Source organism: Shewanella sp. MTB7 (assembly GCF_027571385.1).
Lineage (GTDB): Bacteria > Pseudomonadota > Gammaproteobacteria > Enterobacterales > Shewanellaceae > Shewanella.
The window spans coordinates 5,438,016-5,460,569 of sequence record NZ_CP085636.1; the positions used below are offsets into that span (position 1 = coordinate 5,438,016).

Annotated in this window: 22 protein-coding genes and 2 pseudogenes; 11 read left to right on the plus strand and 13 right to left on the minus strand. The window is 40.9% G+C overall.

The window, feature by feature from the left end:
• Positions 1–278 precede the first annotated feature (278 nt).
• Positions 279–1,610: an outer membrane channel protein TolC gene (gene tolC, locus HWQ47_RS23670; RefSeq protein ID WP_269968438.1), complete on the plus strand. Its 1,332-nt coding sequence runs from the start codon at positions 279–281 to the stop codon at positions 1,608–1,610.
• Between the two features lie 120 nt (positions 1,611–1,730).
• Here the strand turns inward: tolC and HWQ47_RS23675 are convergent, their stop codons facing one another.
• Genes HWQ47_RS23675 through HWQ47_RS23685 form a run of 3 tightly spaced genes read right to left on the minus strand, consistent with a single transcriptional unit; the run spans position 1,731 to position 3,966 of the window.
• Complete coding sequence (locus HWQ47_RS23675; protein WP_269968439.1) at positions 1,731–2,480, minus strand: TIGR04219 family outer membrane beta-barrel protein; 750 nt, start codon at positions 2,478–2,480, stop codon at positions 1,731–1,733.
• A gap of 7 nt (positions 2,481–2,487) precedes the next feature.
• The gene (locus HWQ47_RS23680; protein WP_269968440.1) at positions 2,488–3,459 is read right to left on the minus strand and encodes a DUF2333 family protein; all 972 of its coding nucleotides are present in this window, start codon (positions 3,457–3,459) and stop codon (positions 2,488–2,490) included.
• Between the two features lie 30 nt (positions 3,460–3,489).
• On the minus strand, positions 3,490–3,966 hold the full coding sequence (locus HWQ47_RS23685; protein ID WP_269968441.1) for a copper chaperone PCu(A)C: 477 nt from the start codon (positions 3,964–3,966) through the stop codon (positions 3,490–3,492).
• 32 nt (positions 3,967–3,998) lie between these two features.
• Here HWQ47_RS23685 and HWQ47_RS23690 point away from each other — a divergent pair, with 32 nt between their 5' ends.
• Positions 3,999–4,736, plus strand: coding sequence for an enoyl-CoA hydratase-related protein (locus HWQ47_RS23690; RefSeq protein WP_269968442.1), 738 nt, complete (start codon positions 3,999–4,001; stop codon positions 4,734–4,736).
• Positions 4,737–4,758: 22 nt separating this feature from the next.
• On the opposite strand, the gene HWQ47_RS23695 is transcribed toward HWQ47_RS23690, so the two are convergent.
• The 4 genes from HWQ47_RS23695 to dusA form a co-directional block, all read right to left on the minus strand.
• The gene (locus tag HWQ47_RS23695) at positions 4,759–5,133 is read right to left on the minus strand and encodes a hypothetical protein (protein ID WP_269968443.1); all 375 of its coding nucleotides are present in this window, start codon (positions 5,131–5,133) and stop codon (positions 4,759–4,761) included.
• 56 nt (positions 5,134–5,189) lie between these two features.
• Complete coding sequence (locus HWQ47_RS23700) at positions 5,190–5,411, minus strand: PspC domain-containing protein (protein WP_269968444.1); 222 nt, start codon at positions 5,409–5,411, stop codon at positions 5,190–5,192.
• A gap of 158 nt (positions 5,412–5,569) precedes the next feature.
• The gene (locus HWQ47_RS23705; protein WP_269968445.1) at positions 5,570–5,869 is read right to left on the minus strand and encodes a hypothetical protein; all 300 of its coding nucleotides are present in this window, start codon (positions 5,867–5,869) and stop codon (positions 5,570–5,572) included.
• A gap of 293 nt (positions 5,870–6,162) precedes the next feature.
• Positions 6,163–7,131 carry a tRNA dihydrouridine(20/20a) synthase DusA gene (gene dusA / locus HWQ47_RS23710; protein ID WP_269968446.1) on the minus strand — a complete coding sequence of 323 codons (969 nt, stop codon included), beginning with the start codon at positions 7,129–7,131 and terminating at the stop codon, positions 6,163–6,165.
• A gap of 148 nt (positions 7,132–7,279) precedes the next feature.
• On the opposite strand from dusA, the gene HWQ47_RS23715 reads away from it, so the two are divergent.
• The 3 genes and pseudogenes from HWQ47_RS23715 (at position 7,280) to HWQ47_RS23725 (ending at position 10,191) form a co-directional block, all read left to right on the plus strand.
• Positions 7,280–8,353 (plus strand): site-specific integrase, encoded by a 1,074-nt coding sequence (locus HWQ47_RS23715; protein ID WP_269971844.1) that lies wholly within the window; start codon positions 7,280–7,282, stop codon positions 8,351–8,353.
• 418 nt (positions 8,354–8,771) lie between these two features.
• Positions 8,772–9,560: pseudogene (locus HWQ47_RS23720) on the plus strand (transposase); the annotation flags it as partial.
• Entirely contained in the window at positions 9,541–10,191 is a 651-nt protein-coding gene (locus HWQ47_RS23725) for an endonuclease (protein ID WP_442802105.1), read from the plus strand. The pseudogene HWQ47_RS23720 and the gene HWQ47_RS23725, both read left to right, overlap by 20 nt.
• A gap of 104 nt (positions 10,192–10,295) precedes the next feature.
• On the opposite strand, the gene HWQ47_RS23730 is transcribed toward HWQ47_RS23725, so the two are convergent.
• The 3 genes from HWQ47_RS23730 to HWQ47_RS23740 all read right to left on the minus strand — a co-directional run bounded on the left by HWQ47_RS23730 (position 10,296) and on the right by HWQ47_RS23740 (position 12,150).
• The gene (locus HWQ47_RS23730; protein WP_269968447.1) at positions 10,296–10,850 is read right to left on the minus strand and encodes a hypothetical protein; all 555 of its coding nucleotides are present in this window, start codon (positions 10,848–10,850) and stop codon (positions 10,296–10,298) included.
• 66 nt (positions 10,851–10,916) lie between these two features.
• On the minus strand, positions 10,917–11,678 hold the full coding sequence (locus tag HWQ47_RS23735) for a polymorphic toxin type 44 domain-containing protein (RefSeq protein WP_269968448.1): 762 nt from the start codon (positions 11,676–11,678) through the stop codon (positions 10,917–10,919).
• Positions 11,632–12,150, minus strand: coding sequence for a hypothetical protein (locus HWQ47_RS23740; protein ID WP_269968449.1), 519 nt, complete (start codon positions 12,148–12,150; stop codon positions 11,632–11,634). Before HWQ47_RS23740 ends, HWQ47_RS23735 begins: the two co-directional genes overlap by 47 nt.
• Before the next feature lie 186 nt (positions 12,151–12,336).
• Between HWQ47_RS23740 and HWQ47_RS23745 the strand changes: the two are divergent.
• The 6 genes and pseudogenes from HWQ47_RS23745 to HWQ47_RS23770 form a co-directional block, all read left to right on the plus strand.
• A pseudogene (locus HWQ47_RS23745) lies at positions 12,337–12,705 on the plus strand (DUF4113 domain-containing protein); the annotation flags it as partial.
• Positions 12,706–13,456: 751 nt separating this feature from the next.
• Positions 13,457–13,804, plus strand: coding sequence for a hypothetical protein (locus tag HWQ47_RS23750; protein WP_269968450.1), 348 nt, complete (start codon positions 13,457–13,459; stop codon positions 13,802–13,804).
• A gap of 124 nt (positions 13,805–13,928) precedes the next feature.
• Positions 13,929–14,291 (plus strand): hypothetical protein, encoded by a 363-nt coding sequence (locus HWQ47_RS23755; RefSeq protein ID WP_269968451.1) that lies wholly within the window; start codon positions 13,929–13,931, stop codon positions 14,289–14,291.
• 609 nt (positions 14,292–14,900) lie between these two features.
• Positions 14,901–15,806, plus strand: coding sequence for a hypothetical protein (locus HWQ47_RS23760; protein ID WP_269968452.1), 906 nt, complete (start codon positions 14,901–14,903; stop codon positions 15,804–15,806).
• Positions 15,807–16,038: 232 nt separating this feature from the next.
• Positions 16,039–17,055, plus strand: a complete 1,017-nt coding sequence (locus tag HWQ47_RS23765) for an IS110 family transposase (protein WP_269967860.1) — start codon at positions 16,039–16,041, stop codon at positions 17,053–17,055.
• A gap of 929 nt (positions 17,056–17,984) precedes the next feature.
• Positions 17,985–18,449 carry a chemotaxis protein CheX gene (locus tag HWQ47_RS23770; RefSeq protein WP_269968453.1) on the plus strand — a complete coding sequence of 155 codons (465 nt, stop codon included), beginning with the start codon at positions 17,985–17,987 and terminating at the stop codon, positions 18,447–18,449.
• 91 nt (positions 18,450–18,540) lie between these two features.
• Here the strand turns inward: HWQ47_RS23770 and HWQ47_RS23775 are convergent, their stop codons facing one another.
• The 3 genes from HWQ47_RS23775 to dnaB form a co-directional block, all read right to left on the minus strand.
• Positions 18,541–19,773 (minus strand): hypothetical protein, encoded by a 1,233-nt coding sequence (locus HWQ47_RS23775; protein WP_442802058.1) that lies wholly within the window; start codon positions 19,771–19,773, stop codon positions 18,541–18,543.
• A 198-nt stretch (positions 19,774–19,971) separates the two neighbouring features.
• Positions 19,972–21,048 carry an alanine racemase gene (alr, locus tag HWQ47_RS23780; RefSeq protein WP_269968455.1) on the minus strand — a complete coding sequence of 359 codons (1,077 nt, stop codon included), beginning with the start codon at positions 21,046–21,048 and terminating at the stop codon, positions 19,972–19,974.
• Positions 21,049–21,104: 56 nt separating this feature from the next.
• Positions 21,105–22,511, minus strand: a complete 1,407-nt coding sequence (gene dnaB / locus HWQ47_RS23785) for a replicative DNA helicase (protein WP_269968456.1) — start codon at positions 22,509–22,511, stop codon at positions 21,105–21,107.
• Between the last annotated feature and the right edge of the window lie 43 nt (positions 22,512–22,554).

Consider the following 22,554-nt stretch of genomic DNA (forward strand, 5'->3'; position numbering starts at 1 on the left):
TGAACGAAAAATAATAAAAGACACCTAGAACACTAGAGTAACGTCAAATTAGAGAGAAAAAACATAATTATCATCAAAAAATGTTACACTTCCAAGTTGACTTAAAAACAGATAATTTCTTAATATCTACCTTTAAAAGATTATCACCATTAAGTTTAGATGTATCGGGAAGCGTCGGGAAGCGCAAACCACCTCTCATTTATATGTGAGGTTTCATTTAGCTCTAAGCAGTTAATTTGCTCCTCCAGTGGAGGATTTTGTCTAAAAAAGGACAACTAATGAAATTCAAGATCCGAACGATATGTGCAGCCCTAACGCTTGCAGCAACGACGTCAGCGGTTCAGGCCGACGATTTATTGCAGATATATCAACAAGCCTTAACCAATGACCCTATCGTACTGCAAGCACAGGCTCAACGTGATTCCTTATATGAAAAGATTGAAGAAAATCGCGCACCTCTACTGCCAACCATTAGTGCAAGTGTCGGTTACAATAAAAATTGGCATAATGAAGACACCGTAGAGAATACCAACGCAAGTGGTCTCAATGCAGGTGTGAGCCTTAACCAAGTGATTTACGATCATAGTGCTTGGGTTGGCTTAAGCTTAGCGGAGCTTGCAGCTTCTCAGGCTGATTCTATCTATGCTTCAGCGCTGCAAACCTTAATTATCCGTGTTACTGATGCTTACTTTGCCGTGCTTTCAGCTAAAGATGACTTCGAATTTGAAGGCGCAGAGAATAATGCGATTGGACGTCAACTAGAGCAAACAAAACAACGCTTTGCCGTCGGTTTAACGGCTATTACCGATGTGCATGAGGCTCAGGCTCGATATGATTTATCTCGAGCATCTGTAATTTTAGCTCAAAATCAACTGATCAATAGTTATGAAGCTTTACGTGAAATAACGGGAATTGATTATCAAAAAATCGACATATTAAATACCAATCGTTTCTCTGCTGTGCTTCCAACACCAGCATCGTCGAGTGATTGGGTTAAAATAGCCGAAACTAATAGTGTTGACTTAATGACAACTCGTATTGGTAAAAACATCGCTAATGAGAGCATCTCTCTTTATAAAGCTGGTCACATGCCTTCTTTGAGCTTAAATGCAGGTTATACCACTAACATTGAGCAGAGAAAAAATAGTAACTCTCAAAATGAATTTGATGATGCCAATATAGGTTTGACACTGAGTGTCCCAATTTTTCAAGGCTTTAAAGTCAGTTCTCAAGTCGGTCAAGCTCAATATCAATATGTTGAAGCAAGTGAGAAGATGGAACAGACCTACCGTAAAGTCATTAAAGATATACGTAACAACTTTAATGATGTAGGAGCTTCTATCAGTTCAATAACGGCTTATGAGCAGTCAGTTGTTTCATCAGAAAGTGCACTAAGTGCAACTCAAGCAGGTTTTGAAGTTGGTACCCGTACGATAGTTGATGTGCTAAACCGTACTCGTGATCTTTATAACTCGAAGCGTCAGCTATCAGATGCACGATACAGTTATATAAAATCAATTCTAGCGTTGAAACAAGCTGCTGGAACGCTGAACGAAGATGATGTTATTGATATCAATAATGGATTGATAGCACAAACGGTTAATCCATAATCCGCTCAATATAAGCTTGGCTTTTACAGTAAGCGATACCAACCGGTATAAAAAAACCGCCAGCTAGTTAAATTAGCTGACGGTTTTTTTTATGGCTCTTAACAACTAGGTGCTAACGCACTAGAAAGCCAGTTCAACACCAGCAAAGTAACCATTAAACTGAGAGTTGGTACTCACGCCATCAAAGTCGTTCACGTCGAAGTTAAAGTCACGGTAACCGACACGAACCTTAGTATCGAGGGCCACACCATCAAACTGCCAGCCTAGACCGACAGAGTAATCGTACACACTCGTTTCATCGACACCGACCATAACTTCTGCAAAGCCGTATAGACCAAGGCCTGGAATGCCCACTTGCGCATCGGCGTATGCCATCACAACACCACTATCAAGATCCTTCTCTGACGATATACGGCCTTGAGTATCGGTGTGATTGACGCGCAACGAACCATTCATCTTCTTATAGGCAGCACCTAAGTCCAATGCAACCAAATCATTGTCTAGCAGCTCATAGTAAAGAACGAAATCTGTATTGCTTAGATTAGTACTGGTGTTTACATCACCGGTAAAGGTTTCTCCACCAAAATCAAAACTGTCCACGGTAGCACTGCCGTTACTGTCTAGACGGTTCTCTCTAATTTTAACATTAGGAATAAGTGGAATTGGATGCTCAATGGCAACCCAGAAACTGCCTTGTGATGAAGAGCTGTAATTAAAATCTTGCTGTGCTTGGCCATTCTCAGCAAAGGTACCACTGGTATCAGCTTGCCAATAATCACCACCCACTTTAAACCCAACAAGTGTAGCAGCCTGTGCTGAGGTGATAGCGAAAGAACCTAATAGCGCACATGCTAAAATTGTTTTTTTCATTTTGTAATTAACCTTTCGTTAATAAGTTATTTAAATCAATAACCGCAGCATTAGCGCGGGAAATATAGTTGGCCATCACTAATGAGTGATTAGCCACAAGGCCAAAGCCAGAGCCATTTAACACAATTGGACTCCAAACTGCTTGCTGTGTTTCTTCCAGTTCACGAATAATCTGCTGTAAACTGACTCCTGCATTCTTCTTTTGCAATACATCGGCAAAATCGACTTCAATCGCTTTCATAAAATTGAGTAATGCCCAACTGGCTCCACGCGTCTCATAGAAAACATCATCAATTTGCCACCAACTGGTTTTAATCTGCCTGCTGCCAAGATTAGGAGTGGATTGTGTTGCTTCACTATCGCCCGCAAGATCGGTATTTAAACGATCTTGTCCAACACTCGCAGACAGACGCTGAGACATGCTGCCTAGACGTTTTTGAACCTCTTTAAGCCACTCGTTTAAGTTATCTGCACGGGCATAAAACTGCGCGTCTCGATTATTAACATCGGCAATTTTAGCCCGATAGACTTTAAGCAACTTAATGGCTTCTTTATACTCGCCTTCTGCACTGGGCACTAACCAACTCGTGTGCTCAATATTGAGTTTAGAATGTGCGGCAAGTAGATCCTTATCTGCTGTAGATTGAGATTGAGAACGACTGAACTCTTTACGCATAATTAAGGCAAGATCTCTCGCTTGCTCCAAAGCCCCAAATTCAAATGCCGGCATATTATCCAGAAAGATAGAAGGAGGTAAAATATCATTAGATAACCAGCCACCGTTCTTACCTAATAAAGTCTCCATGGTTAATATTAATGAGGTTGTAGTAGCATAACCAACCACCTCACTGCCGTTTGCGACAATTAACTCTTGGGACTCAATGACATCTGGCTCGATGCTCGCCCAAACACTGACAAAATAACCGATTAAAAGTATAAATACGGCAATGCCAGCACCTTTTTTCCATGTCATTTGCATCTGTTATGCTCCTTTGTATTCCAAATTTAATTAATGATGATGCTCATGGCCATCCATTTTAGCCATACCTTGCTTACTTACCTTTAAGCTAATCGGTAACTTGCTGCCATCATCAAACTTTAACATTAAGTCTACACTCTCCCCAGAGACCAGCGGCTGGTTTAACCCTAATAACATCACGTGCTCACCAGATTCACTCAAGGTTAATCTGCCATGTTCAGGGATCTCAAAATTTGGCACCTGCCGCATCTTAACCATCCCATCCTCCTCCAATACCGTATGTAACTGCGCTTCGTTGGCAAAGGCAACTTCAACGCCAATCAAATTCACACTAGAACCGTGATTCATCAGAGTAAAATAAGCCGCACTATTGGGAACGTTCGGGGGCATAGCCCTGACATACCCATCGACAAACATAACACTAGCCAGAGAAGAGCAAGATATCGACATCAAAATGAACAAATTAAACACTTGTTTGAATATCTGTTTCAATGTATTAAACTCCATTTAACCCCATTCGTCTAAGAGGATATAACGACATGAGTACAATTCAGGTTCAGGATGAGCAAGGCGTTAGAATAATTACTATTAATCGCCCAGAAAAACGTAATGCACTCAGCCTCGAGATGTATACGAGTCTCACAGAATACCTTATCCTAGGTGAGTCAGACAACGCAATTCATGCCTTTTTAATCAGAGGCCAAGCAGAATGTTTCACCTCCGGCAATGATGTTGCTGACTTTTTAACAAATAGTAACTTAGACGCAGAACATCCTGCTTTTCGATTTCTGTTTACTCTGCTTGATCTAACTAAGCCTATTGTTGCAGCAGTAACAGGTGCTGCCGTTGGTATCGGAACAACCTTATTACTCCATTGTGATCTGGTTTATGCTGCCCCATCTGCAAAATTCCAACTACCTTTTATTAACTTAGCTCTTGTACCTGAAGCGGGAGCAAGTTTGTTACTTCCTCAACTTGTTGGCTTACAAAAAGCATCTGAGCTTATACTCCTCGGTGAGAGTTTCGATGCCCAAACCGCAAAATCACTCAATATTATTAATGAGCTAATATCAAATGAGATGATATTTGAACACGCACTATCGAAAGCGGTAAAACTTGCCAGCCAGCCCCCACAGGCCCTGCAAGCAACGCGGGCTCTGCTTAGACCTAATAAAGAGAACGTTAGAGAGCAGATGATGATGGAGCTTAAAGAGTTTGAAATAAGATTAAGAAGTGATGAAGCTAAGATGCGGTTTCAAGCTTTTTTGAAGAAATAAATCAGCAACAAAAATAGTTAAGCTAGTCTATTTGGCTAGCTTGGCTTACACCCCAAGTTGCAATCAAGAGCAGTAACACTGGCCACAGAAGTGAAAACCCAGCAAAAATCATGATTAACGCGGCTGTAATACACAGCGAAGAAACGAGAGCGATAAAGCTAAACGCTAATGTTAACCACAGTATTACCAACAATAAAACCACGCCAGTAACAACAATATTCCACACATTCTCACTCATCCAGAATACAGGTTCGGAGCTTAAAACGGCTCCTGTGAAAAGTTGGGCTGTTCCCCAAGTCTGTACCGCCGCAATCAAAATACTTACAGCCAAAATGACGATACTGAATCCAACAAATAGATTCAAAACTCTTTTTTTTGCGAATTTTCGTTTAAACATCAAAATCGGTACGCTCGTATAGACAGTACTCTACACTCGATTTATTGCGTTTATTATCAGTAACCACTTTTTTGCCACTTAGGTAATACTAAGGCCAGTACAAAATAGACCAATAGTCCCAAACCTGGATTCATCACTACCGCTAAAGCCCACACGACTCGAGTCCACAAACAAGACCAAGCAAATTTGTCGGCCATCATAGCTGCAACACCACAAACCAAACTATCAGGCTGTTTCATCCGGGATATATACCCACTTAGTGAATCTAAACTACTCATAAACATCTCCTTTTTCCCTCAAGAATAAATGACTTTTCAAACCTAATTGCCAGTCTTAAATTTTGTGCCAGTTAAACCTGATACAATTAACGCGCAAAGCGCAAAACTCAATACAGGTATGAATAACAAAGCTGCTATTTGCGAAGTAAATAACATCATTATTTTTCAACCATGGCACTCGTCATTACCGCTTCTTTCGGCTCTTGAACAAGTTGATTCGCTTCATAAGCTTCATTACGATCGAACATGCTTGATGAAAGTTGTGCCTGCAATGACATGCTTAACTCTCTTTGGGCCAACTGCATCATACCTTGCATTTGTGTAGCGATATTTTGCTCAATGTTACTGGTTAAATCAGTTGGAATAAGTGTATCGGCATTGGCTGTTGCTGTTGCTCCCATTAAAACCGCAATGACTAGAGATGTTTTTGCTATTTTACTGATAGTTGAATTAAACATGATTCTTTCCTTTCTATGGTTTAGATAATTTGTAGAGTGATTAACCCTTTGACATAGAAAGTATTGCGAGTAGCGTGCCAACTATTTGCAAACATAATAAACAGCTGATTAATAATAGGTTATTACTTAATCATTACATGTGAGAGACGAATACATAGCTGGAGTTGATAAGCTTTTAGTAAATTTCACCATCGGCAGGTTAAAATTACTAACGATAAATACATTGAGGTAAAAATAGATCCGTTATAACTAAAAAACCGCCATAAAGACGGTTTCTAAAATGATGGAAATGCCTATATATTCATATTTTTTCTTGCTTGTTCAATGACTTCTATTCCTGAATCTGGTTTGTGAGCATTTTCGCTAATGTAGCGTCTCCAGATCCGTGAGCCCACCTCGTTCTGGAATAATCCCGTCATATGACGAGTAATATGATTCAAGCGACCACCGGCTTGTAGATGTTTCTCTATATAAGGAATAAACTTCTCTAAAACAGCATCTCGACTTAAAACAGGTTTTTCAATGCCACAGAGTTGTTGATCGATCTCTGCCAGCATATAAGGATTCTGATACGCTTCACGACCGACCATTACACCGTCCAATTTCGTGAGATGTGCCTTGCACTCTTCCAACGACTTAATCCCCCCATTAATTGAAATACTTAACTCAGGATAGTCCCTCTTCAGACGATATACTCTCTCGTAATCGAGTGGTGGGATCTCACGATTCTCCTTTGGACTTAATCCCTGCAACCACGCTTTTCTAGCATGAATGATAAAGGCATCACAGCCAGAATCTCTAACTGTTTCAATAAATTCGATTAAAAACTCATAGCTATCTTGATCGTCGATACCAATACGTGTTTTTACCGTGATTGGAATATCAGCAACCGCTCGCATCGCTGTCACGCATTCAGCCACAAGTGCAGGCTCAGCCATTAAGCAGGCACCAAAACGTCCACTCTGCACTCGATCAGAAGGGCAGCCTACGTTCAAATTTATCTCATCATAACCACGTTCGAACGCAAGCTTGGCACACACAGCAAGATCATGTGCATTTGAGCCTCCTAGTTGTAGTGCTAATGGATGCTCCTCATCGTTGTAAGCCAGGTAATCTCCTTTACCATGAATAATTGCACCAGTCGTTACCATCTCGGTGTAGAGCAATAATTCTGATGACATCAGGCGAGCCAGATAACGATAATGACGATCGGTCCAATCGAGCATAGGCGCAATTGAGAAGGTTCTATTTAGTGGTTTCATTGGTGTTGCTGGCTTACAGCCTAATTTACTTGATGGTATCATTTATTCTGAGTTGCCCTGAATTGCCTGTAATTTCGTCGAGTTTCGTTGTATGGTGTCCCATATGGGCCCCTCAATGGGGTAGGACGATTTGGCGAAATTCACTGATATGGCATCTTTTACAATAGAGAAACGAGCAAAAGCAAGCGGCGAGTTTAGTTACCGTTGTACTGTGCGCGTCAAAGAATCTGGCGAAATTATACATCGTGAGTCAAAAACTTTCAGTAAAAAAGAAGTCGCTCGCACCTGGGGGAAAACTCGATGTGATGCAATTGAGCATCATGGGGCACTCAATAAACACAAAGTGGTGCCCCTTGGGGCCCTATTAAACTTATACTTTGAAGATCATGACTTGTGGAATAAAACGGGCCGAACAAAACGCTATGTCATTAAAATGCTTATTGACTGTGATATCTGCAAAATTAAAAGCGACTCTTTGAAAACCAGTGATCTCATTGAGCACTGTAAAAATAGACGGGCAGCGGGTGCAGGCCCTGCAACTATTTATCACGACATCGCTTATCTTCGCAGTGTAATGAAAAAGGCTTTACCCGTTTGGGATATTACAGCCAACTATCAAATTTTTGAAGATGCAGTCCCCGTTCTCATCGAAATGGGTTTAGTCGGGAAAAGTCAAAAACGTACACGCCGCCCTACTGAGAACGAGCTAGACAAACTTAAAGATGGCCTGCAAGCAAGAATGGATTATCGCCCCAATGGCATTACTCGGATCCCTTTTATCGATATCTTGGATTTTAGTATCCTAACTTGCATGCGGATTGGTGAGGTCTGTAAATTACGCTGGGAAGATTTAAACCAAGATCATAAAACCATTTTAGTTCGTGATAGAAAAGACCCAAGGAAAAAAGCCGGTAATCACATGATTGTGCCTTTGCTTGCTGGCTCATTTGATATTGCTAAGCGTCAAGCTGAGAATGACGTTTTTATATTTCCCTACAACCCTAAATCTGTAACCGCTGGTTTTCAGCGTGTACGTAACGAACTTGGCATAGAAGATCTTCGCTATCACGATTTGAGAAGAGAAGGAGCAAGCCGATTATTTGAAAAGGGTTACTCTATCGAAGAAGTGGCTCAAGTAACTGGTCATAGGAACTTAAACATACTCTGGCAGGTTTACACCCAGCTGTTCCCGCACAAACTACATGATAAATTTGCTAATTAATCATGTAGGCTTTTGAGACTTGGGTTTGAGCCCCGATTACTCCACCAATAACTAAGAAAGGCTAACCTTAACAATCTATACTTTTACATTAATTTCAATACATTATGAATTAGCCACCTTCCTTTAGAACAGCTGAGCCCCTCTTTTTACTAACTCACAGTCACACTTCAATGGCGTAAAAATGCCTCAATGGTGACAGCAAAATTATAGCGCGCCGTTTGACGCGTTGAATCCCTACTATTGATTCAGCCTAAAGTTATCACTCTAAGCCATTTTTGCCCCAAAGTTAGCTAACCTTCTAATGACGATTGATTACATTTACGGCTCTTCTCCGCTTAGGTGAGTCTATTCATATCAAAGATCATAAATAACATTATTATTTACAACACTTTCTTATTTGTTAATAAGCGAATATACCTTGTCATCATTATCATCAGCCCTATTTAGCTTTAAAGGCCAATGTGTGAAGTCTTTTTCTATAGAGAAAGGCTCTCAGTCAGTTCTTGTGCGATGCAGCCGAGATCGACGGTTTAAGGTTAAAGAGCCAAGAACTAAAAGGCTTTGTACAGTCGATCACTATGTAAGAAGACAGGGACACGATCTACCTGTTAGTGGGCGTCCCTGTAGTATCGAAGTTGAACTCGCTCAGACCAAAGACAAAAACGGCAGAAGGTTAATTGAGGCTACAGAATACGTTGCAAAAGGAGCGCAATATACCGTTCGATTCTGTCAGTTCATCAGTGGGTTGTGCCGGCACATGAGCATTCACGCAGTCTCTCAACATCTAGGTATTCGTTGGGAGACGGTAAAAAACATTGATGAGGAATATCTCCATTCAACCCTGCCAGGCCTAGAGCCCGAGAAGCTTACCAACTTAATCCACATTGGCGTTGATGAGGTCGCCAGAGCTAAAAGGCATGACTACATGACCGTTGTATACGATTTGGTTTCTGGTCATTTAATTTGGGTCGAGCACGGTAAAAAAGCCACTATCCTTATTTCGTTCTTCGAGCAACTATCAACAGCGACGAGAGACGGCATTAAAGCGGTTTCAATGGATATGGGTCAACCTTATCAATCGGCAGTAAGGAAAATGCTGCCTAACGCCGATATCGTCTTCGACCGATTTCATGTGATGCAAAACTACTGCTTACTCATCAAGAAAGAACGCGCCAAAGTCTTTCGAAATAGTTCTCATGATGCTCGAGCGCGAGGTCTATCAAGATCACCGGGTGACGATCTACTGTGGTGCGAAGTTTGACGCTAAGAAGAATATCCTGCCACCCGTAGGCTTTATGACTACCAAACACGTCAAGCGATCTAAACGAGTTGAATGGGAGCATGTGGTCCCAGCGGAAAACTTTGGTCGCTCTTTTAGTGAATGGCGCGATGGCCACGCCAGTTGCGTTAATAGCAAAGGTAAATCATTTAAAGGCCGTAAGTGCGCCAGTAAAATGAATACTGAATACCGCTACATGCAATCAGATATACACAATCTTTTCCCCGCAATTGGTGCTGTAAACGCGATGCGTAGTAACTATAACTTCACCATGTTGCCAGCTGTTAAATCCGAGTTTGGTAGCTGTGATATGCGGATCGATAACAGAAAGGCTCAGCCACCGGTTACCGCTCGCGGACGTATAGCCAGAACTTACATGTATATGGACCTCACATATCCAAAGTACAAAATGAGTAAACAGCAACGCCAACTGATGCAAGCCTGGGACAGACAAGATCCTGTTTCAGCATGGGAGTGTAAGCGATCTAAACGTGTCGAGAAGAAACAAGGCAACCCTAATCCTGTTGTAGTTAGCCGGTGTAAAACCGCAGGTTTGTAGAATACACCGTCGACTCACGGCTTTAATGCATTACAAATGTAATACATTAATTTTGGAGCGTAACCTAGTTTATAATTAACAAAGGTTAGTACTATGTCGTTGGGTTATTGTGATAGGTCTGGTTTATCACTATAAATATCTTCAATATTAACATTTTCAATAATTTTTTCTTTAGAGTAAGTCAGTAATTCAATTCCAATTGTTTTACTATCCTTTAACCATAACTTAGCATCAGCCACATTTTCAAAGGTTTTAATCACTGAGCTCCTTCTAAAAAATATATAGCATTTCTCGGACACCTCTAAGTTGACAAAGCTTGTTGGTGAGAAAGCACCTCCATCGTACGGTACAATTAGTATATCTGTAGAGGGGGTTAGTTTAATAAGTGAAATATAACGTTTAGTATCAAAATTCCATCCAAGTGTTTGATAAACAATGAAACAGATGAGGAATAAAATAATTAAACTAGCATTTCTCTTTTTGGATAATAGAGCTATACCTATTATAATTATACATAAGCATGCGGTTGAATATATTAAATCATATAACTTATATTTTTCAGAGTAAAACCAAGAGTATTCAAGGTTACTCAAGGATAGTAGGGTACCAATTAATACTGGTAACAACACAAGTAAAAAACCTAGATATTTCTTAATCATATAATCTCATGCTAAAAAAATCGAGTTGACTGTATTGTAACAGGCAACTCGCTTTTGTTATATTTTCTAGTTAGGTTGTTGTGCCGGTAAATCAGTAATTCTCACTGAGCCACCTCCACCCCCACCACAACTTCCGTAGCAACTTGAAGCACCAATGAAAGAACCACTGCTTCCCCAGCCGCCAGAGTAACTTCCTTCACCGCCCCCGCCACCAGAACTATTGTCATCTGAATCATCTGAATCGCAAGAGTCAGAATTAGAGTCGGAATCAGGATCATTTTCATAAACATCTTTAGAATAGCTATGCCCACCTTCAATAGGGGCTGCATCGTCAAGATTATCACCTTCCCCTGTTCTAATTGCATGTACGATATTTGAGGCTAGCCTACTAACATCACCAGCATCGGGGTGGTTTGTATTATCGTAGTTTTGCCATTGTTGCACTATAGCTCCAGCAGTTAAAGCTTCCTGTCTATTAAACCCCATTTGAGCAGCAGCTGCACCATAAAACCAATTACCGAACTCCTGAGAAGACATATAATTAGGATTATTTTTAAGGTCATATTTACGATGAGGAGCAAACATAGATGCCATTACACTTGCTCTCACTGCTAGTCCCCCATCCGGAAGTCTAGATGCTGCCACACCAGCTCTGTCAAATTGCTTTAGGTGCTTGTTAGTATTAAAATTTTCAGGCTTTCCTGCAGGTGATTCTTGTTCGGGTGTACAAGAAGCATGTACTACACCACTTCCAAATAATAGGGGTATTAATATTGCTAATTTAAGGTTCTTCACAATATCTATCCCCCCTTCTACAACGTCTTTCATCTTCCCTAGGAGGAGGTGGAGGCGTGTAAACTACTTCACCATCAGCAAAGTCTATTATTACTTGAGCCGTACTATCTACCATTAGAAAAGATATCGTTAAATTCTTATTCGAATTAAGGTAAGAGGTAGGTATTATTTTAACAGCCAAATTCTTATTTGTAGTATTGGACTGAACCGCATTTCCTCCATCTATAGCTGAATTATATTCAGCTATATAGGAAGAAGTTCCACCTTCGTTTAAATCAAACAATGTTATTTTGTTTTTTACATTGTCACCTGAATAAGCTAGCAATTGTACAGGTGTATTTTGTGGGATATTGCTTAGTGAAAAGCAATTGTCATAGCTTTCACTTCTTTTAAGCTCCATTTCTAAGGTTGTATTTTCTTCCAGTGAAACACATTCAATAGTATCCGCAAACGAACTAAAACATACTGAACTTAACATCAGTCCTAGTATAAATTTTTTTGACATACTTCTAATCTCCCTTTTATTTTATCCTGCTGGTTGAATCTACTGTTAAAATGGTTAATCAGTCAATGAGTGATTTGTTTTTTGCTTAAAACCAGCTTTTTGAGCTTTAGTTTTCTACTTAAATGGTACTTTCGACTTAGATTTATTGGTGGCGTAAATTAATCAGTGATATTTAATTAAATCGAATATTTCTTTAATCCACTGAGTTTTAAAACCACTGTTCATTTCCCTTGTCCTACCAACGATACAACAGTGATAACCACCGCTGTTTCAAATGTGATGTCTCAGCTCTATCGTCCTGGCGTTCGTTACTACCGGATCGGTGTTGGCTTGATTGATTTAGCCAGTACTCATAACGCTCAGTTAGATCTATTTAACCAATCAAAATCTAACCCCGCACTTATGCGTGTTTATGATGACCTTAACCAGCGTTATGGTACCGATACTGTATTTTTAGCTGCTCAAGGAACTGAGCAGAAATGGACCATGAGAAGGGACCTACTGACTCCACAGTACACCACCAATTGGCATAGCCTCCCACAGATCAAGTGCTGAAAACTCTAGTGGGTAACTAGGTTATGCCCCAAAGTTGGCTAGCCTTCGAATGAAGACTGATTACATTTTATGATCTGGTTCATTTGAATTTTTGGTATTGGGTGAGTTCTTGAAGGTCTGCCCTTCATTGTGATCTATCGCTTGCAGCGTGCTTACGTGCAAGTAATCTCTCGGTACGCTGTAAACCCATCCATGGGCGCTCTACGATTTCATCCCTGAAATCGAAGTCCTCGAGCTCACTTACACCTGTTCATAAGTCTCTTCGATTCGGCCTTTTCGCTGGGGTGCGTAACACATTTCTGCCCCTTTATGTGTTATCTCCTGTAATTTGTCCTATGCAGCACTGACCTCTTTGTAATACTTTTTCTCATCAGTCGGAAAGGTATGGGTTCCGTCTAGCTAGCGACAACCTTTTAGTTAACCAGTGCTTGTATTTTATACAGTAGTATTGGTTTTGTGCGGTTTATCTCTCAATTATGCGCAATCAGTTCACGGTTTGCTATTGAGTGAAAAGAAAAAGAGGCGTAAATTCAGTTAGATGAAAGTGTGCGTTCATGAAAAGTTCAGATAACCGGAAAGCAAAGTGTGCGACTCACTTTTCTCCCTAGGTGTATTGGATACAATCTTGAGCGTAAATGTTTAATAATCTGTTATTAATGAATTTTTCAAACTTTTTACTGTGCACGCTTTCTCAACATGGCTTGGCAAAACGCGCAAGCCGTATATACAAATGTTATGTGCAAAGTCTGATATGAAGATAATCGACATATTTAAATGGATTTTATGGCTTCCAGTGCTGGCTATAGGAGCGTTGATCGCTTTCTTTTTACAGCTACTAGAAAAGAGAATTGAACGAAGCTTCGAAGAAGTTGAAAATGTATTGCTGGAAATGGAATCGGGAGTTGTTAGCGAAGATCTATGGGACGATTTCTTAAGTGTACCAATTTTCAATAAACAACTTGATAAAATACGAGAGAAAGTAGAGGTTCTTTGGGCGTACGATGATTTTCAAACTAAAAATGACGATGGTTACTACGTTCTTAACGAAAAGGGATTATCTGATATCAGGGAAATAATAAATGAGCTTAGAAATACATAACAAACAAATCATGTCGCAGCAAAGCTGCTGGAACCTCCGTTTCGGCGCTTCGCGCCTACACTGCGACCCCATATTTGGGCGTTATACGTATAGGTGAAAATGTCAGACTATAGATGGGGGCTGCTTGGCTTGCGGTAAAGGTAACTCTGCACAAGAAAAGTATTGTGAATTTTGTGGGGCAAGTTCTACTGCAACAAGTTGGGAATTAGAAGCCCATGAATTTGTGATGAATCATCTTAAAAATAACGGTGAAGAATCCAAATGTAGTTCATGTGGTTGTACACCTCATAGAGTTAAATTTAGCGAAGACCCTTTTGTATATTTTGAATCTCGTCAGAGACCATTAATCAGAACTATGTTTGTGATCTCAACTTGCATTTCCTGCAAACTAGAGGTTAAAACAGAATATGCTGTACCAACGTTTCGAAAACTTTATCGTTGGGTTGCTGGTAAAGACATAGAAAATGAATGGTGGCTTAAAAAATAAATACGTATAATCGGGTAGCCGGAGGTGTCTAGCCTCCAGCCCCACACCACCCTGCATGCGGCTCCGCACACGACTAAATGGATTTATGAGGTAGGGCGAAGCAGGATGCCAGAGCCGAGGGCGGTTCATTTAGAACGCCTAGCCTAAACTTTCTGGTTAGGGTAATGAACTGCGATCCATCCATCTCTTAGTGAATATAATCCTGCTTTCTTAAGATAGTCATTAGTAATGATAATGTGAGTCGCATAGTTTAGAGCCTTAGCACTAACACACTATGTCCAGGAACGTTTTAGACCGATCGCCTTAAAACGTTTTTGCCCCTTTATGAGTCATTGGCGATATGTAGCGCAGATTTTCAACAAAGCAATTGACCTACTTTTACTAATCCATAAATGGCACTTACTGATCACTTTCGGTAGACATCTATATCAATGCGCACATTTTTGATTAAGTATGCTCGTTCTATCAACAACACTCTGCTAGAGTGCTTATGAATCAATGGCTTTGCTAAAGCACGGCTTAGATGATTGGTATAATAAATGTGCATGCGTGTTTTGAGAAATACGCGAAATGCGAACTATACAATGATTCAGTGTATAAGGAAGTATCGTGCAAGTAGTAGATATCAGGGAATATGAAGAAGAGTTTGTTCTGCACTTTGGGGGCGAACGAAAAAAAATAAATGCTTATACATTAGCATCTACGTTAGTTTCACTTGCTGATGCTATTAAAGAAGCCAGTTCAATTATTAATCCTGGCTATGAAGTCGAAGTTTTGGTGGAGGCTTTTGGAGAAGGAAGTTTCCGAGCTAAAGTTAAAACTGCATACAAAGGTCTTCAAAATTTATTCAACTCTAACCGTTTAGAAGCGATTGCTATTGGAATAATCACTTCTTTTATTTACCAACACACCTTAGCCCCAGACACTGAAGTTAAAGTTATAGTTAACGATACTCAAGTAATTATCCAACAGGGTGATAAACAAATTATTGTGCCTAAAACGGTTTATGAGGCACAGAAAGAAGTAGAGAAATCTGAAAAGTTCAGAACTAGTATATCCAAAACTTTTGAGGCTGTTGAGAAAGATAATAATATAACTAGTTTTGGATTCACTAAAAATATTGATGACAAAACTCCCGATATCTTAATACCAAGAAAGTACTTTTCATTATTATCACAACCAATAGAAATTGAAGAGCCTCAACGAGAAATTCGAGAAGTAGCAGAACTGCAAATAAAAAGAGCAATACTTGAGCGTACAAAACGAAAATGGGAATTTATTTGGCGCGGAATTAAAATTTCTGCACCTGTATTATGTGAAAACTTTTATAATGACTTTTTCTCCCATAAAATCACAGTTGCACCTGGTGACTCTCTAGAAGCGGTGTTGAAAATCTATCAATCTAGAGATGAAGATACTGGAATATATACAAATTCAAAATATGAAGTTATCTCTGTTCATAAACACATCCCGAGAAATATGCAAACTGAGTTAGACGTAGATGTAGTGACATAGTTAATTTGGCCAACTGATTAAAGGTGATATGATCACTTCAGGAACAACATATTGTTGGTGTTGATATCGACGAGAGTGATAAAGGGGTCGGAGCGAATTAGGGATCTAAGATACTTTTTCTCATCTGAGTCACCCGCATTAGAGCAAACAATCTATCTCGTTAATAAGATGGTACGCCCCAACCTAGTGTTAAACTCCAGTTTGTCTGGTTAACAAATAAGAGGTGATCATCATGTCTAACTTTCGCGTTATAGGGATTGATTTAGGTAAAAGCACATTTCATCTTATTGCTCATGACTATGCCGGGAGGGAAGTGCTTCGTAAGAAATTAACCAGACCGAGGCTGATTCAATTTTTATCCATTCAAGAGCCAACCATCATTGCAATGGAAGCCTGTGGTGGCTGCCATTGGCTTGCTAGAAAATGTGAGTCATATGGTCATCAAGTTAAATTGATCCCCGCTCAATATGTAAAACCTTACGTTAAAACTCACAAAAATGACTTCATTGATGCAGATGCCATTGCTGAAGCGGCAATGAGGCCCAGCATGAGATTCACATCACCAAAAAGTGAAACCGCACAAGTCGCCACTGTCATTCGTCGTATACGTTCGGGCTACATCAAAGAAAGAACTGCCAGCATGAATAGAATTGGCTCTATGTTGCTTGAGTTTGGTATGAGCTTTCCTAGAGGCCATGCCCATATGAAAAAGCTGTTCCAATGGCTAGCAGATAAAGGTGAACCGATCCCTTTAACATTGATGGTCGAGTTGCAGGAGTTACATGAATACTACAAACATCTGAACGAATTAATAAAAAAACAAGATAAGAAATTGCAGTTGTTACTTAATGAAAACCCATTAATGCAGTTACTACAGTCAATACCTGGTGTAGGGCCAATGACAGCTGCTTGTTGCTTATCAAATGTAGGGAACGCATCAGATTTTAAGAATGGCCGAAATTTTGCTGCTTGGATTGGTCTGGTTCCGTTTCAATACTCCACAGGGGGAAAGACAAGAATGCTTGGCATTTCTAAACGGGGTAATAAAGAACTGCGAGAATTGTTTGTTGATGCCGCACGAGTCATTGTGTCAAGGCCTGAGACATCTGAACGGTATTTTGGTCATTGGTTAACAGAGTTAAGAATGAGGAAACCGTTCAATGTTGCGGTTGTCGCATTAGCAAATAAATTAGCGCGTATAGCTTGGTCAGTAATGACAAGCCAGAAAGCGTTTGAGTTAAGAGTTTAAATCGAGTTACTACCGAGTTTGCAGATGATAAAAATAGATGACAAAACGGTTAGACCACCAGATTGAAGACCTGATGGACAGAACAGCAATTAATATGCTTTCTCGTTTTTGAGGACAATCTGGCGCGGATCTCATCGTAGAGCTGGGACTAATGAAGGTCTCAATAGACTCTGAATACATTAGCGCAAACCAACTCCTGTTATCTTGCTTTATTATTTGCAATAACGGGGCGTACCATACATTCTGTCCAGTTACGTCTTAGAGCGATCACTCTAAGACGCGTGTTCACCAAGGAACTTTGTCGTGCAACGGTAAAAGAATCCACTTTTGGATTTAGGATCCAATTCAATTTATCTTTCAGTTTAAAAATTCGCTAAGACTCTGTTTTTAATTAATTATATACTCTCAACTTACATTGCTTAAATTAGATAAACTCCACGTAATCGAGACAAAACCCAGTGTATATGCGGGTTTCACGGCTTCCCCTCCCTTCCTTTCGCATCAATAAAACTGAAAAAAACTGCGATCCTTTCAGATCTCCGATCCTTGCAAAGACCTTGTAGCGGCGCGGGCTAGAGATATGAACTGTAGTAATAGAAAACTGAAAAAAAATGGCAACAAAAAGCCCGCAGGAGGGTGAGGAAGAGTGCGGATTCCGTGGCGTGAGTTATCTATTCTGGTCCAATCGAGCATAGGAGCGATCGAAAAGGTACGGTTGAGGGGGCTTGATAGCGGGTTTCATGATTTGAGACGACATACGAGCAACCAATAAATAAACAGGGTAAAACGAACATAGCCGCGCATTTTACACTGACAAAATTCAATTTTAAAGCTGTACTCTAGTTCAAAATAGCCTAATCTTTATTAGAGTAGCTTTACAAAGGCTAAATCAGCTCAATATCATTTTCAGTCTGGGGGAAAGTAAGTATATGAATGTTAATTTTATTAACCCTTTTCTTGAGTCGTTAATTAACGTCATCTCGACCATGGCTAGTATGGAGTTAACTCCAGGTAAACCTGGGATCAAGAAAAATAATCTCGCCAAAGGAGATGTATCCGGCCTTATAGGTATGGTAGGACCACAAACCAAAGGCTCACTCTCCATCACCTTCGAACAGAAGTTAATCTTGGAAATTATGCAAAACATGCTGGGGGAAAATCCCGGAATCATCAACGAGGAGATCACAGATCTTGTCGGTGAGATCACGAATATGGTAACAGGTGGTGCTAAAAATAAACTCGGAGATAAAGGTTATGAATTTGATATGGCGACTCCAGTCGTGGTCTCGGGAGCAGGACACAGCATATCTCATAAAGCCAATGGTAAAAAAATTATCATGCCTTTTACTAGTTCACATGGGAGTGCTTTTATCGAAATCTGTTTCGAAGACTAATCCAAATCTAGACACTAAATCGAAAGCCGATCCTCTATCACCCAATAAAACATTGCCAAAGTGGTATCAATCGACCGCTGCAAAGAAACAATTAAAATGGTTGATTGACCATGACCCAAAATTGACGTTCAGCACCGCTATAAGCAAACTCAGTCCTTACCACCACACCTTCGACCTCAAAACGCATACCGGCACCTAAGGTCCACTTCATGTCTTGATGCAGTTCACTAAAGCTAAACTCATCACTCACTTGACCCGTTTCAGCAAACACCACCCATTGCCACCAAGGCACATTGTAAAGATTGAAGACAGGGAGTGATTGAAGTGGCTGCCACTTAGGTTGCATCCTATACTCAGCCGAATAAAGTATGGCACTGCGGCCTACAAATTGATGACTCGAATATCCACGCAAGCTATCAAACCCACCTAAACTGATCCCAGCAAAAGAGGGTGGCCTATGATAATCTCCAGAAGCTTTATCTTCATCGTTCCAGGTCGGAGTATCGGCCACATAAAGATTAAGCGCCAACGTTTGCTGATTGAACCAGCTATTTTCTCCAAGGGATAGAAAAGCACTCTGTTCAAACTCCCAAGTAGTCCAACTCTCCCGACCAGCCTTGTTGTTATCTCCTGAAACACTAGCACCAAAATCACGACTGAACGTTAAACTCGTACGGCCACCGTTATGGCTATTTTTGCCATTATCACGATTATCCCAATCCAGTTTAAGCTTTAACCCTTGCGCTTTAGTGGGTAGCTCATCAAAGCCCATAAGTTCACGAGTCTTAATAAACGGTGTTAAGGTTACACTCGATACCCCAGACTCTCTGGGATCCCAACTAATATTCTTTCTCACCGGGATCAGGCTTCTGGCTGCACCTTGTGAGCCCCTTCCCCAAGGTAGAACATACTTTATATGAAGTCTCGCATATGTCTCATCGCCGACGGTTATAACCTTGTCTGTCGGGACTCCTACTTTACTATTAACACCTTGCGTACCTTCGGTAGCAGAAGGAATAAAATAAACGCCTTGCTTGTAATTAGCACGATAATATTCCCCTGAAAACAACCATTGATCGAGTTTAGGGAGTTGATAATTATTGATACCAAGGTAAGTAAGCCAGCTATCATTCTTGCTATAAAGACCAATACCAAACAACGATGCTTGGGCTTGACCTGCATGTTTTAGCACGCCAGCGGCGCCTATTGTGGCACTTAAGTTTTCCGTCGAAAAAATGAAAGGAACGGCAACAAAGTCAGCTTTATAGTCACGATGAGTTGTACTTTTTGAAGGAGTGGCCTCTATCGCGGTAGAGCTAAGCATTTCATCAGCATCGATAAGATTGGCTTCAGTAGCGCTAGCTGCTATGAGGTTAAAGGTACAATAAAGTATTAATATAATTCGATAACTTGTGGTTCTTTTCAGCAAACTTTCCACCTAAAACAATGAGCATAAACTCATAAGGTTGATATAAATATATTCAGTTTATCTCTTTGATAAAATACAAAGCTTGAGAGTCTATTAATTTAAGCAGACAGCAACTCGAGGTGTTAACTTAGTCACGAGTTCATAAGCTATAGTGCCAATATGCTCAGCGACCACTTCAATCGGTAACTCTTTCCCCCATAAAATGGCATCATCACCGATACAGTCTTTAGCATCTTCTCCCAGATCGACCGTCAACATATCCATGGATACACGACCGACAACCGAGACCCGACGGCCATTGATCCATACAGGTGTACCTTCTGGAGCATTACGGGGGTAACCGTCGCCATAGCCAATCGCGACAACACCGAGTCGGGTATCCTTTTGGGCACGCCAAAAACAACCATAACCCACAGACTCACCCGCCTTGTGATCCCTAACTGCAATAAGTTGAGATACCAGTTCCATAGCAGGCTCTAGACCATGATTACGCCCCAAATCCCCCATCACTGGAGATACGCCATACAGAGCAATACCAGGACGGATCCAATCGGCTTGGCTATCTGGCCAATATAAGGTCCCTGCAGAGTTCGCCAATGTACGGTAACCCGTGGTATTTTTTGTTAATACCTCAAAAACCTTTAATTGTTCAGCTGTCATTGGATTATCTGGTTCATCAGCACAGGCAAAGTGGGACATGATATGGATAGGTTTGGCGACTTGAGGACAGGCTTCAAGTCTGGCGTAGACTTTGGCAAATTGTTCGGGAGTAAAGCCCAGTCTATGCATACCTGAATCAAGTTTTACCCATACAGTGACAGGCTTAGCCAAGGAGGAGCGTTCGAGCATTCCCAGCTGCACTTCATTATGCACTACAGTATCGATATCATGCTCGACTAAGGTAATTAGATCCACTTGCCTAAAGAAACCTTCGAGCAAAACAAGTTTTGCCTTAACTCCACCGAGCCTAAGTGCTAATGCTTCTTCTAGACGAGCCAAACCAAAACCATCAGCCTCGGTAAGACAGTTAGCGACATTGAGCAAACCATGGCCGTAACCATTGGCTTTTACAACCGCCATAACTTTGCTGTTAGGCGCAATTTGACGTAAACGCGACAAATTATTTTTGAGCGCTTGAGCACTGATCTCTGCACGGGGAAAGGGTTTCAAGCCATAACCTTAATCTATTGAATCAATAATATTGTTAGTATGTAATGAATCTATGCTTAATCCTCTTCGAACTGAGGACCCGCATAGTTATCAAAACGAGAAAACTGACCTTGGAAAGTTAATGCAATACGCCCAATCGGCCCATTACGTTGCTTACCAATAATAATTTCAGCCACACCTTTATGTTCAGAATCATCATTATAAACCTCATCACGATAGATAAACATGATGAGATCCGCATCTTGCTCGATCGCACCCGACTCACGAAGATCTGAGTTTATAGGACGTTTATCAGCACGTTGTTCCAATGAACGGTTTAGCTGTGAAAGAGCGATAACAGGGATCTCTAATTCTTTAGCAAGTGCCTTCAAAGAACGCGAGATTTCAGAAATTTCCAAGGTACGATTGTCTTTAAGTGCTGGTACCTGCATTAACTGCAAGTAATCGATCATGATCATCGATAACCCACCGTGTTCACGCGCAATACGACGTGCTCGGCTACGCACATCCGTTGGTGTCAAACCAGAGCCATCATCGATATACATCTTGCCTTGCTCAAGCATGATCCCCATCGTTGAGGACACCCGCGCCCAATCATCATCATCGAGCTGACCGGTACGGATCTTAGTTTGATCGACACGGCCTAATGAGGCCAACATACGCATCATGATCTGTTCTGAAGGCATCTCGAGGCTGAAAATAAGCACAGGTTTATCTTCGTTGAGTGCCGCCTGCTCACACAAGTTCATCGCAAAAGTGGTCTTGCCCATAGATGGACGAGCAGCAACGATAATCAAATCACCGGATTGGAAACCTGCTGTCATCTTATCCAAATCGTTAAAACCGCTCGACACCCCAGTGACACCATTACTAGGGTTATTATAAAGTTTCTCAATTTTATCGACTGTTTTCTCGAGGATAGTCTTGATCCCTTCGGGACCTTCGTTGGCATTGGCACGAGACTCTGCAATTTTGAAGACTTTAGTTTCAGCAAGATCGAGCAACTCACTTGAACTACGCCCTTCGGGGTTAAAACCCGCATCGGCGATCTCATTAGCAACCTTGATCATATCGCGTACAACGGCACGCTCACGAACAATGCCCGCATAAGAAAGTATGTTTCCAGCACTGGGAGTGTTTTTTGCAATCTCACCTAAATAAGCAAAACCGCCAGCATCCTCTAATTGATCTTCAACTTCTAACTGTTCAGAAACCGTGATTAAATCAATTGGGTTACCTGCACTCGTCAGTGTTGCCATTGCGGTAAAGATCATACGATGTGAACGAGAGTAAAAATCTTCTGCCACAACGGCTTCACTCACTCTATCCCAGGCATCGGAATCGAGCATCAATCCACCCAATACAGACTGTTCTGCCTCTAACGAATGCGGTGGCATTTTGAGTGCATCCATCTGGATATCTCTAGGCTTCTTTTTGGCCTTGAAGGCACCTTGTTGTGACATTTAATCTCCAAATTCCCAACAGTTAAACAAGATATGATATAAA

What these genes read in the sequence shown, in the direction of transcription:
- tolC (WP_269968438.1), top strand. Translation starts at nt 279, where the DNA reads ATGAAATTCAAGATCCGAACGATATGTGCAGCCCTAACGCTTGCAGCA.
- HWQ47_RS23675 (WP_269968439.1), bottom strand. Translation starts at nt 2,480, where the DNA reads ATGAAAAAAACAATTTTAGCATGTGCGCTATTAGGTTCTTTCGCTATC.
- HWQ47_RS23680 (WP_269968440.1), bottom strand. Translation starts at nt 3,459, where the DNA reads ATGCAAATGACATGGAAAAAAGGTGCTGGCATTGCCGTATTTATACTT.
- HWQ47_RS23685 (WP_269968441.1), bottom strand. Translation starts at nt 3,966, where the DNA reads ATGGAGTTTAATACATTGAAACAGATATTCAAACAAGTGTTTAATTTG.
- HWQ47_RS23690 (WP_269968442.1), top strand. Translation starts at nt 3,999, where the DNA reads ATGAGTACAATTCAGGTTCAGGATGAGCAAGGCGTTAGAATAATTACT.
- HWQ47_RS23695 (WP_269968443.1), bottom strand. Translation starts at nt 5,133, where the DNA reads ATGTTTAAACGAAAATTCGCAAAAAAAAGAGTTTTGAATCTATTTGTT.
- HWQ47_RS23700 (WP_269968444.1), bottom strand. Translation starts at nt 5,411, where the DNA reads ATGAGTAGTTTAGATTCACTAAGTGGGTATATATCCCGGATGAAACAG.
- HWQ47_RS23705 (WP_269968445.1), bottom strand. Translation starts at nt 5,869, where the DNA reads ATGTTTAATTCAACTATCAGTAAAATAGCAAAAACATCTCTAGTCATT.
- dusA (WP_269968446.1), bottom strand. Translation starts at nt 7,131, where the DNA reads ATGAAACCACTAAATAGAACCTTCTCAATTGCGCCTATGCTCGATTGG.
- HWQ47_RS23715 (WP_269971844.1), top strand. Translation starts at nt 7,280, where the DNA reads ATGGCATCTTTTACAATAGAGAAACGAGCAAAAGCAAGCGGCGAGTTT.
- HWQ47_RS23730 (WP_269968447.1), bottom strand. Translation starts at nt 10,850, where the DNA reads ATGATTAAGAAATATCTAGGTTTTTTACTTGTGTTGTTACCAGTATTA.
- HWQ47_RS23735 (WP_269968448.1), bottom strand. Translation starts at nt 11,678, where the DNA reads ATGAAAGACGTTGTAGAAGGGGGGATAGATATTGTGAAGAACCTTAAA.
- HWQ47_RS23740 (WP_269968449.1), bottom strand. Translation starts at nt 12,150, where the DNA reads ATGTCAAAAAAATTTATACTAGGACTGATGTTAAGTTCAGTATGTTTT.
- HWQ47_RS23750 (WP_269968450.1), top strand. Translation starts at nt 13,457, where the DNA reads ATGAAGATAATCGACATATTTAAATGGATTTTATGGCTTCCAGTGCTG.
- HWQ47_RS23765 (WP_269967860.1), top strand. Translation starts at nt 16,039, where the DNA reads ATGTCTAACTTTCGCGTTATAGGGATTGATTTAGGTAAAAGCACATTT.
- HWQ47_RS23770 (WP_269968453.1), top strand. Translation starts at nt 17,985, where the DNA reads ATGAATGTTAATTTTATTAACCCTTTTCTTGAGTCGTTAATTAACGTC.
- HWQ47_RS23775 (WP_442802058.1), bottom strand. Translation starts at nt 19,773, where the DNA reads ATGCTTAGCTCTACCGCGATAGAGGCCACTCCTTCAAAAAGTACAACT.
- dnaB (WP_269968456.1), bottom strand. Translation starts at nt 22,511, where the DNA reads ATGTCACAACAAGGTGCCTTCAAGGCCAAAAAGAAGCCTAGAGATATC.